We start from the raw sequence: 18,326 nt of genomic DNA on the forward strand, positions 1-18,326 counted from the left end.
ACTGCTTATTTATTGTTCCCTAACCTTAAAACCTACCTCATTTAGCACAAAGTCACCAGCCTTGGTGAGCAACTTTTGGTATTGGTAATCAAAATTTTGCAGGCATTGGCTGACAACCTCAGACTCCGAAGCGGTCTTGTTTATACCGGAACACGCCAACAGGATTCCAGCACCGATTAAAAGATATAGTATCTTTTTCATGATAGGGTTGTTTTTTTATAGTGCATGTTTTTTATTATTATTTATCCCCCCCCAGTGAGCGGGTCACCAAGATGGATAGCGCAATTGATTCATACGCTTCTTCAAGAACAACGGGTATGCCGTTTTCAAATAGGGGGCAACGTAATTAGTGCCGTTATATTCCTCTCCCGCTACATACACATCGCCATTATTTATGACTTTAGATCTTGCATAGGCATCTTGGCTTGCATTGTTCAGGGGCATAGCAGTTCCGTTTTCCTATATTTGGCAATGAAGCATGAATCATTATTATATTCATAACCGGCTATATATACATCATAAACGGGTTCGATTAGGGGCGCACCACCATCATTATCTTTTGAGTAACTAAAGGTTAAAATGCTTAGAATCAGTTGCCCCGCGTATCTTCTGTATCGTATAAACTGTGTTTTCATCATTAGATTTTTTAAGTTTTATTATTCTGCCTGTACCACTGCTACCGAAGTGGCTTCGGCAAAGTTAGAGCCACTGGGCAAATCTTGAGCTTCACCGTTTTTCCAAAGTCTGGCGACCATCTCTGTTCCTGAGTTATTTATTTTAACTCCGGCTACATACTCGTCAGTACCAGAGACCGCTACCGAACTGGCACGGGATCCGGAGAGCGTTTGGGCAAAACTGTTTTTCCAAAGTGTGGCAACTCGTGTTCCGGCACTATTCATTTCATACCCCGCTACATACACATCGGTACCGGAGACCACTACCGAAACAGTAGGGGGATAGCCAGAGTCTTCACCACTGGAGAGGGTTTGGGCCATTCCGTTTTTCCAAAGTGTGAGGACAGGGTTTCCGGAGCTATTCGTTTCATATCCTGCTACATACACATCGGTTCCGGATACCGCTACCGAATAGACATAGACATTGTTAGTACCATCGGATAGGTCTTGGCCGACACCGTTTTTCCAAAGCTTGGCAACCGTTCCGGAGCTATTCGATTCAACTCCCACTACATACACATCTGCACCGGAAACCACTACCGAATAGGCATCAGCAGAGTTAGTACCATCGGATAGGTCTTGGGCGACACCGTTTTTCCAAAGTTTGGCAATATAGCGTGTTCGGGAATTATTCATTTGAAATCCTGCTACATACACATCGGTGCCGGAGACCACTACCGAACGGGCATAGCTAGGAGTTGATCCATCGGTCAGGTTTTGGACAGCACCGTTTTTCCAAAGTTTGGCAACAGCTGTTCCAGCACTATTTTCTTCGTATCCAGCTACATACACATCGGTGCCGGAGGCTGCTACAGAAAAGGCTCTGGAATCAGTTGATCCATCGGTCAGGCTTTGGGCAGTGCCATTTTTCCAGAGTACGGCAGTACCTATTCCGGAACTGCTATTGTACTCATTCCCTGCTACATAAACATCGGAGGTGGGCTCTGATGGGGGGATGTCATCATCCGGTGTAGGCGTATCATCACTCTTAGAGCAGGAAAAAATCACCAATATACTGCATAGCAGTATAGCGTAGAATCTGTTTTGTTTTAAATAATTTATCATCTTATTTTTTTTTAAGTGTTACATTTTTTTGTTGGAATTATAAATTACCATTTTCTAAAATCAGTAAAAAACGGGAGGTTACTATACAAGCACCGCTCCCGCCTGTTGATTGTTATTTATAAGAGGCTGTGCTTTTGCGGTATTAAGTTTGTTATATTTCACCTCCACTCCAGTCTGAAAACATTTTTGGCGTATTGACGAGATTCAAGTTGTTATAACTAAAATTGATATCGTTCGGGCGTTCAATACTTACCGCATACTCGAAGCAATCAATAAAATTTACATCGTGCATATTCAAAAAGATATCCCAACTTCCTAATAGAATAGCACCATTGGGATATCCGTTTGTTGCCCCTGCGTTTGCAATATCCAAAAACCCGATTTCGTTCAGCGGATTGGTGGTATAGTCTATTTGAATGCCTGTCCAATATCCAGGAACGTCTTCTTTCCCTTTAATCGTAATGGGATCTTCCGCTGTTCCCACCATAATTATTTCGTGATTATAATGAAAGGCGTTTTGGAATCTGATTTGGCTGCCCGCTTCCATCAGAATCGTAACACCCGGTTCAAATGTAAACCTACGTTTGGCTCCATTATCGGGCTTGAAGCCTGTGGAAAGAAAAGGAACATCGGTTTTATGAAAGGTTACATCTTGATAAACATCGTGGCTCGTTAATTTTATATAATTGTTTACGTTGCCTGTGTAGGTACTGGTTCCGTCGATAGAGTTGATGTGGTTTACAGAGGTTTCAATCGGTGTGTCATTACCAGTAAAGGTACTGTTGGAAAGTGTTAACGATTTTGAATTATTATACCAGTGAAATCCAATGAGGTGTCCGTGCTGAACCGTACAATGGTTCATCTCCAATACCGCACCATAGGTACCTATAAGAGAACCTTGCAGCGCCCAGCCGTTGCGACCGGTTTGTCCGGCATATTCCACGGTTACATAGTCCATTCGGTTCGCAGGGTTGTCGCTGGAAATCTGAATACCTCTCCACGAGCCTTTGTCCTTTTGCGTTCCGGTCAGGATAATCGGTTTGTCGGCAGTACCGTTCATCTGTATTTTACCGTCTGCATATTTTCCTAAGCGTAGTCCGGCATCGCTTTCAAACGCTATTACCACTCCGGCATCTATTATAAAATCTCCGCTGGTCATGGGGTCGCAGTTGACAATATAATCTACCGGGGCATTGGGATCATCAGTCAAATGAACGTTAGGATTTTCGCCAAAATAGCTACAGTCCAAAACAATTGGTGGATTAATTACTGTTGGATCATCTGGTTCAAGTCCGTCGTCATCACTGCTACAAGAAAACAGCATTAATGAAGCAACTGCAAAGGTCGCTAATCTGTGTGTTTGTTTAAAAATTTTCATATTTGATTATTTTATATTACATTTTTTGTTTTTAGGGTTACGTTTACTTGTTAACCCACTTCTGGTTTTCTAACTATTATTATAAATTAAACTTTACTCTTGCTCCTGCTACCAGTTGCCCTCCGTCTATAATAACATATTTAAGCTCGACAAAAGTGGTGGTATTTCCGCCGTGGTTAAAGTTTATCCTACTACCGAGGTTGAGTCCAAAGCGTCCGTCTGAACTGGAATAGCTGCCGAGAAACGCCTCATCAAAAGAAACTTTCACGCTACTGTAATTCAATCCGTTCAAAGCATACACGCTCATATTGTTTTAATTGACTAAATAGTAATTGATATTGGCGTTCACCTCAAACTAATTTACTTTAACACAATATTCTTCTTTGGGTAAATAGTAGATCAATGAAGGTGAGATGGTCAGGTTTTCCATAATTGGAAATTCTGCCTTCGTACCAATACCGATATTTTCTATTTCAGTTCCGTAGGCGAGAAATAAACCTATAGGGTTTCTTCCTGTGCTTGGGTAGAAAATGCAACCCCAAGGCTTAATAGAGTTCCACAAAATGTTAATTTTAAATTCATATTTCTTATGTTATTTAAAGTTTATGGGAGCAAAGTTAGGCTGCTGCCCAAAAGCTTTTATCGGGGCAATCACGGAAATTCAATCTAAGGGTTTTCCCTGAGAAAGTGTTTTTAAATTTCAGAATATCTATTTGTAATCTGGTTATAATTGGCGGAATTGGCTGTAAAACGAAGTCAATCGCATATAAAAAAGATCGTTCCATTGTCAATCCGAATGATCTTTATTAGAGAGAAAAAAGAATTATCATGGTGCGGCTGTTTTGGGCAATCCAAGCAAAATAGTTGTTAGGTCTTTAAAACGTAGTTTAAGACAGTTAACCAAAGAGATGAAAACCTTAGAGGATACGTTGTTGGTTTTAGTAAAGCAATCAATCAAGGCCTTTTACGCTATTGTGAATTAGACACCTTGGCCATGGTTATGATTTATGAATATTTTAAAGACATTACAAAACAATGAACATATTATACTTACACGGATTAAATGGTAGTTTAAAACCAAAAAAACGCAACATACTTGAAGCTTATGGAACTGTTTTTGCGCCTTCTATTGACTATCAGAATAATCCTAATGCTATTCTATGGCTTTACGATTCTTATAAAAACAAAGAAAACTCACCTTTCGGAAAGTCTTCAGGTTTGTTTTTCAAAAGCCAAAGGGATTCTGGGCAATTGAGATATTGAATAAAGTCTGTTTTGGTTAGTTGGATCATATACTTTTATCGAAGTTTTATTTGTTTAATGGTTAACTTCAATCTATTTAACAGGTCATCATAGGATAGAATGTCGATTACGTTTTTGTATTTACGCTTTACCACTTCAAAGTCATGTTTTTGTTCGTTGGTTAAATTATTTTCTCTTCCCATGATTATAAACCCTTTAGGATTAGTTATGTGAATTTTAAACCCTTTTGGAAGCTCATCTTTATACTTATTAATAAGGAAATTCTCACCTCGTTTTCCCCATCTATTGAGATAGTAAATATATTTTTCAATCTGCATAACGGTTCCTGAAAGTTCACGTAGTGGAATGTAGTTGTCGCGATACTTTCCTTTAGTCATAATAGCATGGTCAAAAGGTTGCTTAATTTCAACTACGTCTACATGTCCGTTAGCATCCACAAAAAGATAGTCCAGTGATTTAGTTGTCAAATCATCAGCATTCACAGGTACTTCCCTGAAAACTGCAATATATTTAGGATAGAGTAAAAGAAGAATATCAACGATTTCTAATTGCCAAGTGGTCTCATTATAATTCTCTTCATCTTCGAGCATTGATAATAACTTGTCATAGATAGTTTGATACTTATTAACCTCGTAATCTTCAAATATTTTTTTAAGATTGATGCCTTTATTTGATGGTTTTTTGTTACGATATTTTACATATATTTTTTCTGAATCTTTTACCTTTTCAAAATAGTTTTTTAATACAGATGATATTCGAGCTTGTGCATATAGTTTTTTCTCGTAGGAGGTAGGAAAGTTTTCAATTAATCCATAGAACTCTTCAAGAGGAATGCTGTTATTGATTTTACCACCAATTATAATATCACCATCAACAAGCTCTGCGATTTGTTTGAATATAGAAATATTTGTTTCAGCAATGAATAGACTTATATCTGGTTCAATGTCTTTGTGAAGAAGGATTCTACGGTCTCTTACCAGTACATTAGGATATATTTCAAAATACTCATCTTTTATTTTCCCTTCTTGAATTGTTTTTAGTTCCGCAATATTAAAAACAACATCAGGAATCTCTAGAATAAACTCTTGAGTGCTTAAGTTATATCTTGATTTTTTAGCCAAGTATTCAGGAATAAGATTAAAAATCCTATGTGCAATACCAACATAATTATACTTTTTGAGTTCATTAATAACCCAATCATCATTGCTGAATCCTGAATCACTATAAGCATATATGAGTTGAAGGTATTTAGATTTTTTTCTTATTTCTAACATCAGCGTTTAAATCATTTATTATACTTCTTAAAATTTTCAGCCTGTTCAAAGATTTCTTTATAGACCTCATCACGATCAACTGGTGGGTAATCATTTTCGGCTAATAAAATGATTAAATCTACTTTAAGTTCAGCTTTTAGGTCTGCACGTTTACTCCAGTCGGCATATTTTGCCTTATCATCAACCACAGTTTTTACTGCTTTTGCAAGGTGAACCAATTTATCTTCAGGATATTCAAAATCGTATTTATGAGCTAATGTTTTTAAAATGTCATAAAAAGCTTTTTCCTCAAAATCAATTCCTAGGTCTTTAAATGAATCTTTTTCTTTTTTTAGCTCATAGAAGAGGTCTATAATTTCATCTGTAAATTCTTCTAAAACCTCACTTCTAAGAACATCGCTCTCCTTTCTTTCATTATATTTCTCAACTAAAACTTGCATTTTCTTAGAGAAGTCAATTCCTTTTACCTTATTAACTTTTTTAAGCTCTCCAATAGCTTTTGCTAGCAGTTGCTGTAGCAATTTAATTTTAGTATTTGGCAGTTTTATTTTTTCAATTTTAGCCAAATAATCGTCATCAAAAATGTCTACTTCTTTTTGACTGTCTTCACCTAGTTTAAAAATTTCCTCAACACCATCGCTTTGCAACGCATCTTTAATCATTTCACGTACTCTTGCATTCATTTGAGCGGTATCAGGTGCATTTCCTTTAGTGAGTTTAAAGACTATAGAACGAACCGCTAAATAGAAATGGATATAATCTCGTTCTTCTTCTGTAAAAGCTTCAGTGCTTCCTGCACAAATATCATAAGCCGCTTTCAAGCGTTTTACCAAATCCATAAATCGTCGTTCTAATTCTTGGGTTATTTGAACGAACTCTGCTGCTTTGTTTAATGTTTGAAGCTGTTCTAGGGTAGTACCTTTGAAATAAGGTTCTGAATTAAACTTATAGAAAATTTTATGCAATAAATCTAAATGGTCTTTTACTACGGTAATTGATTTTTCAATCTCTTCGATATTCTGGCCATCTATCTTTCCAAATTCGGCTAGTGCTAAATTCATCTGTTTTTTAATACCGATGTAATCGACAACAAGTCCTTTATTCTTTCCAGCATATTTCCTGTTAACACGAGAAATGGTTTGAATGAGATTATGACGTTGTATCGGTTTATCTATATATATCGTATCTAAAAATGGTACATCAAAACCTGTAAGCCACATATCAACAACAATGGCGATTTTAAAGTTAGATTTTGCATTTTTAAACTGTCTATCTAATTCTTTTCGATACTCTTTTGTGCCTAACATATAGTAAAGTTCTTTAGGGTCGTCTTTACCTCTGGTCATTATCATTTTAATACGTTCCATCGGTTTGATTTCCTTTTTCTCTTTATCTGTAAGTTCACTTCCCTCTTCGTGGGTTTTTATTTCAGCCCATTCTGGTCGTAATGCAATTACTTCTTGGTATAGGTTGTAAGCAATTTGTCGGCTACTTGCTACGAACATCGCTTTTCCTTTTACCGTTGCGCCTTCATTAACCCTGTTTTCATAATGATTTACAAAATCTTGGGCTACTGCTTTTATACGGTCAGGATCGCCAATGATGACATTCATTTTTGCAGTCGTCTTTTTACTTTCTTCTATTTGATATTCGTTAGCGCCATCTTCTGCACATTGGTCATAATAAGATTCTATTTCTTTTAGTTTCTCGTTTTGCAGTAAGACTTTTGCGGCTCTACCTTCATAAACAATGCGAACCGTAATCTCATCTTTAACCGATTCTGTCATGGTGTAAGCATCTACAATTTCACCAAATACATCTAAAGTTGCATCAATTGGTGTTCCTGTAAATCCTACATAGGTAGCGTTAGGTAAAGAGTCGTGTAAGTATTTAGCAAAACCATAAGACTTGGTAACACCTTCTTTGGTCACAGTTATTTTCTGGTCTAGGTTGGTTTGGCTTCGGTGGGCTTCATCTGAAATACAAATCACATTGGTTCTGTCAGTAAGCAGTTCAGTGTCTTCTGTAAACTTATGAATAGTCGTTAAAAACACACCTCCACTTTGTCTGCCTTGTAATAATTTACGCAAATGGTCTCTACTTTCAACACTTATGATATTATTATCACCTATATAACCTTTAGCATTGGTAAATTGCCCTGATAGTTGGTCATCTAAATCGGTTCTATCTGTAATTAGAACGATTGTAGGACTACTAAAATGTACGCTCTTCATTAACAAGCGTGTTAAAAACAACATAGTAAAACTTTTACCACAACCTGTTGCACCAAAGTAAGTACCACCTTTACCATCACCAAGTGGTTTTTGGTGTTCTTTTATATTTTGATATAGCTTGGTAGCCGCATAATATTGAGGGTAGCGACATACTATTTTTTCATCCTTTTTAGAGCTGTCAGGCACATATATGAAATTGCGAATAATATTACGCAAATCCTCATGGTTAAACATACCGTGAACAAGTGTGTACATGGCATCAATACCATCTACATCTTTATTGAGTCCAGATACTCTTCGCCATGCATAAAAGAACTCATAAGGCGCAAAAAATGACCCTGCTTTGGTATTAACTCCATCGCTTATGATACAAAAGGCATTGTATTTAAATAGTTCTGGAATATCTCGTTTGTAACGAGTGGTTAATTGTACATAAGCATCATGAATTGTTGTTTCTTCTCTAATGGCACTTTTAAACTCAAAAACTACCAATGGTAAGCCATTGATGTATAAAATGCCATCAGGGATTCGCTTTTCGTAACCAATTATTTCTAACTGGTTGACAAACTTGTAAGTATTATTATTGGTTACTGAATAATCTATAAGATAAACCCAAATATCTTTTTGACTTCTATCTTCACGTTTGAAAGAAAACCCGTCAGCCACCAATTTCATGATAGACTTGTTGCTTTCGTATAGATCTGAAGCAGAATAGGCTTTTAACCGTTTTATGATTTGGTCTGCTTCGCTTGGTGTAAGTTTTTCATTTTTATATTGAGAAAGTAAGTATGTTTTTAAGTCCTCTTCAAAAATGACTTCTTGAAAATCACGAGAGATAGTGCCACCGTTAACATGAGGAATTTCTTCTGTTTTTAGTAGCTCTATAAAAGCTTTTTCTAATTGGTATTCTGTGAATTTCATTTTACTCTTTTTGCTTTTAATATTTTTTGGCGCAATTATGTCCCAATCATGGCGCAATTGTCCCAACTCATAATTTCAATCATTATTTTCCTGCTATATATTCGCCATTTCCTGCCTAAATACTAAAATGATTCATTTTGTTGAACCCATTATGATTCTATTATGAACCAATTATGATGCAATTGAAGCAATTATGGTGCAATTCAAATTTCATAGTATGAACCTGCTCCTTTTATGCTAGAGGATTTCAAAACGCTTTTTTCTACTAAATCCTGTAAATCTCTAGTTGCTGTAATTCTAGACACATCATTTAACTCTAGATATTCCTTATTGGTTATCTTCCCATTCTCTTTCACATACAATACTGCTTTAATTTGTCTTTCAGATAAACCAAGTTTCTTTAATTGCTCTTCGGATAACGTATCTTTATACAAAGTCACTAGTACACCACCATTAAATTCCTTAATTTCAGGTTCAGGAAGTTCGGCCTCCTTACATGAATTGATTATTTTAAGTGTACCACGCCCCCAAGAATCTATATAGCCTGCTTTAAAACAAACATCTGCAATAAGTGGATTTCTAGGTTTTGATACATGGTGTTTTTTTAAACTTTCTTCATCCAGACCTTCAGGAAGTGTTCCTTCATTCCAAATGGATATTTTATTGTCATAAACCCGAATCTGTATTTTAGCTCCCATATAGGTTCTATGCACCATCGCATTGAGCAACATTTCTCTTATTGCAGCAACAGGATATTCGCCTTTTTCAATGCGTTGCAACCCTTCAAAACTTATTTTTTTAGTTAGGAATTTATTATTTAACATTCTTGGCACTTCAACCAGCAACCAAGTAATATTCCCTTCTATTTGTTCCTGAAATTGAAGATCGGCATCATCGTTTCCAAACTTTCCTATTTGAACAGCAACATTGGGGTAAAACTTATTGGGGTCTTTACCAAACAATATCAAGGCACCACGCTTTACTTTTCCATCTTGATACAAGCGTAGTTTTTCCAACAGTTCTTGATTGCTCAAGTCATGACTTGCAGGCATTCTGCCACTGGTTTCGGCATCGCTAATAAAACGCTTAATACTTAAGTCTTCAATATCGTCTATAGTTGCAGCTTCTTCAATTACATCATCCCATGTTTTCCCTGCTTTACGAAGTAAAAAGTCGTTTAGGTTATTGCCTGTGAGTTCTATTTTGGTGCTTCCTGTACGATAATAATAGCGACCTCTTAAAGATACAGGAACCGCATACGGATGCACAATAATTTCTATACAGGTTTTATTGCCTTCACTTATAGTATTAATGTCACAGACTATACCCAAATGGTTTTGAATTTTTTGAGGGATAGATTCCATTAAATTTTTAACATTATCTACACCTACAATAGTGCCATCATCATCTTTACCTATGTATATCTTACCACCTATGGCATTGGCAAAACCACAGACCCATTTAAGGTAATCGTCATGCCAACTTTGTTTGTATTCTATGTTTTGGGCTTCTGCCATGCTACTCTTTTTTCTTATATAAAAATAACTCTAGTTTAGTAAAAATGGACAATACATCGAGATTATGATTTCAGAAAATTTTGTTTCCAATTTTCAATATTTTTCTCTGGATGGATGCACTTAATGATTTCAATAAAAATCTCTCCAAAGTCCTTTACAATATTTTTGACCACATGGTCAGCAAAAACATTCAATTCCTCAGGTGTTATCTCATATTCTTTAACTAAAAAATGAATATAGGTGTCTTTTGATTGCCCTCTATCCTTGTCTTTAAATTTAGGATGGTCTTTAAACTGCGCTGTTATTGCATCCACTTTGTCCCGATCGTTTCTATTCAGTTCCAGAATTATTCGATACCTGTACCCATTTCCTGATATTATATCATGAGTAGTTATTGTGAGGTAGGTGTCCAAAATATTGCTCTCATCCCAAATGTTTACCCAATTAATATCGCTACCATAGGTTTCAAGCCCAAGTATAGATGCGATTAAACGGTATTGATCTAACATGAATTTATGCCCTTCGATTAAGGTATGGTTTGCCTTATTTACCTGAGCTGCATGTTCGAAAAAGAATTTTGCTGATGTGTTCATTTTATAAGTGGTTGACAGTCTTTCTATAGTGTTAAAAAAATCATTTAAATAAATGATGTTGGTTTCATCCTTTACTTCATCAAAATCCAATCGGTCTTTAATGTTCTTAACCCATTCCCAATGGGTAATATTTATAAAGTGCTCTTTAACCTCTTCTTGAATTCCATGAGGTTCCAGAGTTAACAACACGCCAGCCTTATTGCAATCGTTTATTTTAAAAAACGTCCAATACTCTTTTAGGTTGTTGTGCAACCAATGGTATAGTTTGTTTTCTATTATAATTGTTGAAGGTTCTATTAAATCTTTGATTACAATATCAATACGTCCTTCATCTGTAGGTAATTCAGTAGATGCATAAGGGTTGTGAAAATGCAATTTCTTATCAGTTTTGATTTCAATAATCGCCAGTAATGCAGATAGAAACGCCTGTTTTATGGTCGGATCATCAGAGGATAAAAAGTGTGCATAAATAGCGCTGTTAATAGTTTCGTTATGTGCTTTTTTTATAATCTCTAAAAACCCAAAGTTTTGTTTTGCTATTGGGATTTCGTTTTGATTGAGAAAACTTTGAAGCTGTATCAAATCCATAATTTATCGTCTATCAAAGTTTTCTAGTTCCCACTGTGCCAAACTCAAGTTGTTTTGCTTTGCCAAAACTTTTACGTCATTAATTATTTGCATATACATATCCACACTATCCAGCTGTGTCCAGTTAACTTTAGGTTGCTTGTATAGTTTTTGTTGAATGATTCTATCCACAGGGCAATGAGGTGGCTCTGGTAACAGCCCTAAACACCAATAGTATTTTAAAGCTAGATTAAGCAGTTTTTGGCTAACACCAATATTAATGGGTGCTTTGAGTATATTATTGAACGATTTTGTGTAGTTGGAAACACTCAAAATGTTTTTTAGATGTTCCTCATCTGAAACAGGCTGTTTATATTTTTTTAGAATTATTTGCTCTATATAGCCTTTAAGCATATTTCTAAAATAAGTGCGCTCTTTCTCTTTAGTATTTGCTTTATAAATACCGCTATGCTGAAATGCCCCACCAAAAGTGAGTAGCCAAATTTCTTCTATGAGGAAGTCTTGTTTATTCATTTTAAATTATTGATTTTGATAGCCAATACTTCTTGTAAGAGCATTAAATTGTTCTTCGTCATGTTCTTTAATTTTATCGATTATCAATTTTGCAGTATTCTTCATTTCTGGGACTTCAACAGGTTGTTGTCCTCTTTCAAATACACCCGCTAAATGTGAATATTCATTATTTATCCTATCTGTTAGGATTGCTGGAATTTCTTCATTTCCAAAGAATTTTTTCATTTTATCGAGATCATTTGATGAATCTGGATATTTGTAAAACAAAAATATTTCTAGAAATTTCCTTGCATTATTACCGAAATTATAAAAAACAGTATAGTTATCATCAGTTACGCTTTCTATACTAGAGCATTCAATTATTTGTTTAAATAGATGGTTGAATTCCGTAATATTATTCTTAATGTAATTTGGCATTTCCTTTATTGAAGAACTATTTTCTATCCTTTCAATTAGAAAATGACGAACTCTATCATTTTGTTTATCACTTACACTTGGAAGACGTTTTAAATACTTTAAGAAATTTAAATTGTGCGTTGAAACGAATATTTGCTCAAAATCTCTATTGTTGTAAATTTGAGATTTAATGATTGAGTAAATAAAAAAGATATGATTGTTGTCTAAACTAGATATCGGGTCATCAATCCAAATAATTGGATTTTTTGCTTTAGTATCTATATCTTCGAGCTTTGCTACGTAATAGCAAAAAGCTATTAAACTTTTTTCACCCTCGCTTAAATGATAAGCTCTTTTGCCTTCTCTATGAATTTCAAAACGATGATTTTTATTACCCGTTTCCTCATCTTCAACTTCAATTGCGTTTAAGGTTAAAAAGTTGTGACCAAAATGATTACTTAAATACTCATTTACTTTTTCTGCTCCCTTACTCTCATCTTTTAATTCTTTTTGTTTAGAAGATATTTGAGAAATGATTTCATCAATTTCCTTTTGCTTTAAATCCCTCTTAGATTTTTCTTCTTCCTCTTTGGTCTTTAAGGTTTCAATATTGGTCTTTAAATCATCATGTTTAATATCATTAATAAAATCATAGACTTCTTTTAACCTTAAATTTCCTCTTGCTTCTGATTGGTCACTGTTTAGTTTGTCAGTATATTCATTAGAATTTGTTCTTAACCCCTCTAGTTTGTCTTTTGCCTGAACTACTTCTTCAGTATAATCTACAACATCAGTATATAGTTGTGCGTTGAGTATATCTTTTTTTCTTTTTTCCAGTTGTTCTTCAAGAAGCTTTAAAGAATTAGAATAATTTTTTACTTCATTATTAAAAGTTCGAGATAGTGATTCTAACTCATTATGAAATTTTGAATAAACTTTATCTTTAGTAAATACTTGATAGTTCGTTGATTGTGTTTTTTCATTTCTGATTTCAGTCAATAATGAGTTAATATCTTTTTCTAATTGATCTGATTCTTCATCAAAATGCTTCTCTAGTTCACTCCATCTATTTTCGGATATTGGATTGTCACAAAATGCACAAGTATTTAATTTATTTTTATGAAGCTGTCTTCCTTCTTTTACCCATCTATTTAAGACAGCATCTTTTAATAGTGATTGAATTTTATTAGACTGCCCAATTTCACGAGTTACTATATCTTTTGTTTTAGTACTTAAATCAGAAAATGTAAGAGTTAAATCTTCTAAAACGAGAATTTCATCTTTAGCTTGCTCTCTTAAAATAGTTTCAGCTTCTAATTTTTCTTCGTTCGTAAGTGGTGTATATGTCACTTCCTTAACAGCTAAAATATCTGTTTTAAGTCTTCTGATATCATAATTAACTTCTCCATATATTGATTGGTACTTAATACCATTTGGTTGTCCTGTTGCTTTACTGCTTAATTGACTGTCGAGACTATTTTGAGCGTCAGAATGGGATTTTTTAGCTACATTGTAAATGGCAGTTAAGGATTTTAAATCTTGATATAAACCTGTTTCACTATCCTCCTCATTAGAGCCTAGCTTTGTTTTTAGTTGCTCTATTTCTTCTTCGATTTCATTATTACCTTCACCTAAAATGGCAAATGGCTCAATATTTTCGTCTGGGTTTACTATAAACTTGAGATTGTCATCAATAAAATCTTCGTTAAAAACACGAATAACTTTATCGTGATTTGTAAAATCTAGTTGAGTTACATCAGCATTATCGGTAATACAAATAGAACATTCAGGGTTTTCGTATTTATCAGAAATTGAACCCGTCTCTAATGCTCTAACTATTCTAGAAAGTGTTGTTTTTCCAGAATAATTACGACCATAAAATATGTTGACTCTTTTAAAGAGTATAACTTCATTTCTTTGATTACGAAGGGTATTATCCCAATCAAAATTCTTAAAAACCGCTAGATTTTTTATGTTTTTAAATTTTGTAATCATATTATTTCTTTTTCAACCTCAACCTTGGTCATTTTTGAGAGAAGTAAATCTTTTAAATTATTTAAAGAAATGGATTCTCTCAAATTCAATTCTTGTTCTTCAAAGCATCTGGTTAGATAATTTTTAGCTTTATTTAATAATTTAGTTGGTGCCAGTATGAAAGGAATTGATTGGATTACCTCTCTTTTTGCAATGTTGACTTGAGCACTACCACCAGCAGTCTCTATCAATAAATGATTCCCTAATGAAGATGTTAAGAAATAATATAACAAGATTGGTGAGAACTTTTGTTCATCTGTTCTTAAAATTAACAGAGCCTGATTTATTACTCCAATTGGGTCAGTATCTTTTATTAAAGTTATTTTTCCAAGTGTCCCAGAACAACTTATTATTAAATCATTAGGTTGTACGCTAAATCTTTGTAAAGTTCTGTGTTTTTCATTAGAAATAAAATATCTAAAATTCCTATGGTTATATATAGCATGCTGTTGCTCATAGACAGGAACACCTGATGAAACCATATCATCTTTTTTCAATGCAGAACCAAAAGGACCTCTTATATAGCCTTTATCTTTTAACAAACTTCCTAAATCTGTTACTTCCCACCCAACAGGAATCTCCTTATCCAACTCTTCATTGTAAACCATTTCACCACCACTAGATTTATAAGGTTTGCCTTCTGCATTAGGGAACTCAAAATCTACAAACCAATGTTTGTATAGTGCTTGTGCGGTGTCTTCTAGTTTTTGGTTGAGTTGTTCGATGAGTTTTATACGGTTTACTACTGTATTGTATTCTTTTACGATTTCTAATTGTTTTTTTATGCTTGGGACTGGTAATTCTACTTCACACATCTCTTCCCAATCAAATGTTTCTCTCGCAGATCCATGAGACTTGAAACGTGCATAGCGGTCAAACTCTGGTCGTCTAAACCACATCATTAGGTATTCAGGGTTTAATATGTTTTCATCAATAACTTCAAAAGGTATATACGCTTGAGAGATTAAAGCTTTATCATAGTCTTCAAACAAAGCAATGGTTATTTTATCACCATTTCTAGAGGTTACTGGTCCATAAGCAAACTGATTTCTTTTAATGATTTTATAATTTGCCATATTGGTTCCAATAGTATTGGCTATTGAAGGAATAAAAACCTTATTAATACTTAAACCCATTAATGGCAAATCTTCCAAATCTCTATTTCGGATATTTATTGGCTGTATATATTGTCCAAGTTTTTTATAATTTGATGTCATAGCCTAACTTTTTAAAAACTTGTAATAAATCATTTTTTGATGCTTCTTCTTGTTTCAGTAAATCGGTCATTTCAGTTTGCAATGACTTCATCTTATCCTCAAAAGTGATGTTCTCATCTCGGTTTACAAACTCAATGTATTTACTAGGTACTAAAGAATAATCTTTAGCTTTTACTTCTTCTATTTTTGCAGAATAACAGTATTCAGGGATGTTTTGATAAGATTCTTCGACAAGCTCAGAATGACATTGCCAGTTGTGATAGGTTTTTGCAATATCTTCTATATGAGTATTAGAAAATTGGGTGTATTTTTTCTCAAAAGGTTCTCCTATTTGACGTAAGTCCATAAATAGGATTTCATTTTCCCTATTCCTGTAATTACGAGTGGTATCAGGAAGCTTTACACTACGTTCCTTTTTATTGTTATTTAAAATCCAAAGTGTCACAGAAATATCTGTGGTATAAAACATATTTCTAGGCAAAATAACAATGGCTTCTACCAAGTTATTTTCAATAAGTTTTTTACGAATTTTATACTCTTCACCACCTCCAGAAAGCGCACCGTTTGCCAAGATAAATCCAGCCACACCGTTTTGAGACAGTTTAGACACCATGTTTAAAATCCACCCATAATTAGCGTTGCTTTTAGGTGGCACATCATAACCTTTCCAACGTGGGTCGTCTAACAGCTCATTATCAGCTCTCCAATCTTTTTGGTTAAATGGTGGATTAGCCATGATAAAGTCGGCTTTTAAATCTTTATGCTGGTCTTTGGCAAAGGTATCGGCAGGAACATCACCTAAATTGGCCGCAATACCACGAATAGCGAGGTTCATTTTTGCTAGTTTATATGTGGTTGCCGTGTATTCTTGTCCGTAAATAGAGACTTCTTTTTTGTCACCATGATGACTCTCTATAAACTTGATGGACTGCACAAACATACCACCAGAACCACAAGCAGGATCATAAATGATTCCCTTGTATGGCTCTATCATTTCTGCAATGAGGTTTACAATACTTTTTGGTGTGTAGAATTCTCCCTTTCCTTTTCCTTCGGCTAGTGCAAACTTGCTTAAAAAGTATTCGTAGACTCGCCCAACAATGTCTTGCTCTTTATCTTTAAGCGTATCTATATTGTTGATGGTATCGAGTAGTGCAGATAATTTGCTCACATCCATATTAAGGCGAGAGAAATAGTTATCTGGCAATGCACCTTTTAGTGCTGGGTTATTTTTTTCTACGGTGTGTAAAGCTGTGTCTATTTTTAAGGCAATATCATCTTGCTTGGCATGTTCTATAAGATAACTCCAACGAGATGCTTCAGGTAAAAAGAAGACGTTCTTCATATTGTAGAACTCCTTCATTTCAAGATATTTTTCTTTTCCCTCTTGGATGAGTTCTTTTCTGCGTTCTTCAAATTTATCACTTGCGAACTTGAGAAAGATTAAACTCAATACAACGTGTTTGTATTCTGAAGATTCTACAGTTCCACGAAGCTTATTTGCTGAATCCCAAAGGGTTTCCTCGATAGATTTTTGTTTTTTGGTTGTTGTTTTTTTTGCCATAAATAGGTTGATACTTTTAGTTTACCAAATATAAAGGTTTTGTCAGATGATAAGGGTTAACCAACTGACTAGATTTTGCTATTAAATACGTTCTTGGGAGAGAATTATTTATTCGATATAAATGTAGGAAAATAAAAAACTCCAGCAAACCTGCTGGAGTTTTAATATCCATATTTTTTAAGTTCAGGAAGCAACTCTCCTTGACAGTTTAAATTACTTGAACCATTAGGTTGATAAATTAAACCAGCTGCTTCAGTAATAGATAGTGAGTTGTCTAACTCACAAGTAATTGATTTACCTTCCCAATCAGGGAAAAATGATACTTCGAAAGTGGTTTTGACCTTGCAACCTTTTTCTCCCATACCAACAATTTCGTATTGGGTTTTTTGAGAGTATGGTTTTAATATCTCGTCAATACCAATTGCAGAGGTACAGTTTTTAAATGCAGTTTCAAAACATCCTTTAGAACCACAGTTATAGCTTTTTTGAGCAATAGTAGCTTCACTTTCTATAAGTTCTGTGATAAATTCTGAATCTTGATTTTGAGAATCTTCTGCATCTGAAGGCTGAAATGTATAACTGTTGTTACTGTTTGTAGTGTCAGGTTCTTGAACTGGATTTGCTATTTCATTGGCATAGGCGTCACTTAATGAGGCTTTTTCGGTTTGAAGAAGGTATTTACCGTTATCTTGTGAGATGTTGGTTACTTTTCTTAAAAATCCAAGTGGCGCATTGTCTAAAACGCCAGCAACCACAATGTCATTTACTTTAATGTCGTGGTTATTATTAGTTAATGTAACTTGGGTTTCTGTAACCAAAGCAACGTCTGTGTTTTCTAGGGTTACTGTTTTAGCATTATTTTCAATGTTGGTGTTTGAGGTGTTTTCTGTTTCTTGGATTATATTTGGTTGTTCAATCTGTTCTATTTCTGCAACTTGATTTTGGTCAATATTTTGAATTTGAGTACTATTGTTTTTTAGCATTTCAAGTAGCACATTATCATTCATTTCATTGTAGCCAATAAGTCCACCAGCAATGAGTACTGGAATTAAAAAAGGTAAAATAGCATTTAGTTTCATAAATACTATTTTACCA

At 34.5% G+C, this 18,326-nt stretch carries 14 protein-coding genes; 1 reads left to right on the forward strand and 13 read right to left on the reverse strand.

Annotated elements, in window-relative coordinates:
- Window positions 1–9: 9 nt before the first annotated feature.
- The 4 genes from D778_RS14505 to D778_RS14775 form a co-directional block, all read right to left on the reverse strand.
- Window positions 10–201 (reverse strand): hypothetical protein, encoded by a 192-nt coding sequence (locus D778_RS14505; RefSeq protein WP_155949900.1) that lies wholly within the window; start codon window positions 199–201, stop codon window positions 10–12.
- Between the two features lie 455 nt (window positions 202–656).
- Window positions 657–1,466 (reverse strand): hypothetical protein, encoded by an 810-nt coding sequence (locus D778_RS06380; protein ID WP_155949901.1) that lies wholly within the window; start codon window positions 1,464–1,466, stop codon window positions 657–659.
- Window positions 1,467–1,890: 424 nt separating this feature from the next.
- Window positions 1,891–3,117 carry a hypothetical protein gene (locus D778_RS06385; protein WP_007648860.1) on the reverse strand — a complete coding sequence of 409 codons (1,227 nt, stop codon included), beginning with the start codon at window positions 3,115–3,117 and terminating at the stop codon, window positions 1,891–1,893.
- A gap of 79 nt (window positions 3,118–3,196) precedes the next feature.
- Window positions 3,197–3,424, reverse strand: coding sequence for a hypothetical protein (locus tag D778_RS14775; protein WP_238307600.1), 228 nt, complete (start codon window positions 3,422–3,424; stop codon window positions 3,197–3,199).
- 728 nt (window positions 3,425–4,152) lie between these two features.
- Here D778_RS14775 and D778_RS06395 point away from each other — a divergent pair.
- Window positions 4,153–4,380, forward strand: a complete 228-nt coding sequence (locus D778_RS06395) for a hypothetical protein (protein ID WP_007648864.1) — start codon at window positions 4,153–4,155, stop codon at window positions 4,378–4,380.
- A 35-nt stretch (window positions 4,381–4,415) separates the two neighbouring features.
- On the opposite strand, the gene D778_RS06400 is transcribed toward D778_RS06395, so the two are convergent.
- The 9 genes from D778_RS06400 to D778_RS06440 all read right to left on the reverse strand — a co-directional run bounded on the left by D778_RS06400 (window position 4,416) and on the right by D778_RS06440 (window position 18,310).
- Window positions 4,416–5,654, reverse strand: coding sequence for a Shedu immune nuclease family protein (locus D778_RS06400; RefSeq protein ID WP_007648866.1), 1,239 nt, complete (start codon window positions 5,652–5,654; stop codon window positions 4,416–4,418).
- A gap of 11 nt (window positions 5,655–5,665) precedes the next feature.
- A complete protein-coding gene (locus tag D778_RS06405) occupies window positions 5,666–8,809 on the reverse strand; it encodes a type I restriction endonuclease subunit R (protein ID WP_007648867.1) in 3,144 nt (1,047 codons plus the stop codon).
- A gap of 203 nt (window positions 8,810–9,012) precedes the next feature.
- Window positions 9,013–10,326, reverse strand: coding sequence for an ATP-binding protein (locus tag D778_RS06410; RefSeq protein WP_007648870.1), 1,314 nt, complete (start codon window positions 10,324–10,326; stop codon window positions 9,013–9,015).
- Between the two features lie 62 nt (window positions 10,327–10,388).
- The gene (locus D778_RS06415) at window positions 10,389–11,507 is read right to left on the reverse strand and encodes a PD-(D/E)XK nuclease family protein (RefSeq protein ID WP_007648872.1); all 1,119 of its coding nucleotides are present in this window, start codon (window positions 11,505–11,507) and stop codon (window positions 10,389–10,391) included.
- Window positions 11,508–11,510: 3 nt separating this feature from the next.
- The gene (locus D778_RS06420) at window positions 11,511–12,020 is read right to left on the reverse strand and encodes a hypothetical protein (protein WP_007648874.1); all 510 of its coding nucleotides are present in this window, start codon (window positions 12,018–12,020) and stop codon (window positions 11,511–11,513) included.
- Window positions 12,021–12,026: 6 nt separating this feature from the next.
- Window positions 12,027–14,411 carry an AAA family ATPase gene (locus D778_RS06425; RefSeq protein ID WP_007648876.1) on the reverse strand — a complete coding sequence of 795 codons (2,385 nt, stop codon included), beginning with the start codon at window positions 14,409–14,411 and terminating at the stop codon, window positions 12,027–12,029.
- Window positions 14,408–15,667, reverse strand: coding sequence for a restriction endonuclease subunit S (locus D778_RS14680; protein ID WP_007648879.1), 1,260 nt, complete (start codon window positions 15,665–15,667; stop codon window positions 14,408–14,410). The genes D778_RS06425 and D778_RS14680 overlap by 4 nt, the downstream gene beginning before the upstream one ends.
- Complete coding sequence (locus D778_RS06435; protein ID WP_007648881.1) at window positions 15,651–17,231, reverse strand: type I restriction-modification system subunit M; 1,581 nt, start codon at window positions 17,229–17,231, stop codon at window positions 15,651–15,653. Before D778_RS06435 ends, D778_RS14680 begins: the two co-directional genes overlap by 17 nt.
- Before the next feature lie 161 nt (window positions 17,232–17,392).
- Window positions 17,393–18,310, reverse strand: a complete 918-nt coding sequence (locus tag D778_RS06440) for a hypothetical protein (RefSeq protein ID WP_007648883.1) — start codon at window positions 18,308–18,310, stop codon at window positions 17,393–17,395.
- Window positions 18,311–18,326 lie beyond the last annotated feature (16 nt).

This window comes from Xanthomarina gelatinilytica, assembly GCF_000348685.1.
Lineage (GTDB): Bacteria > Bacteroidota > Bacteroidia > Flavobacteriales > Flavobacteriaceae > Xanthomarina > Xanthomarina gelatinilytica.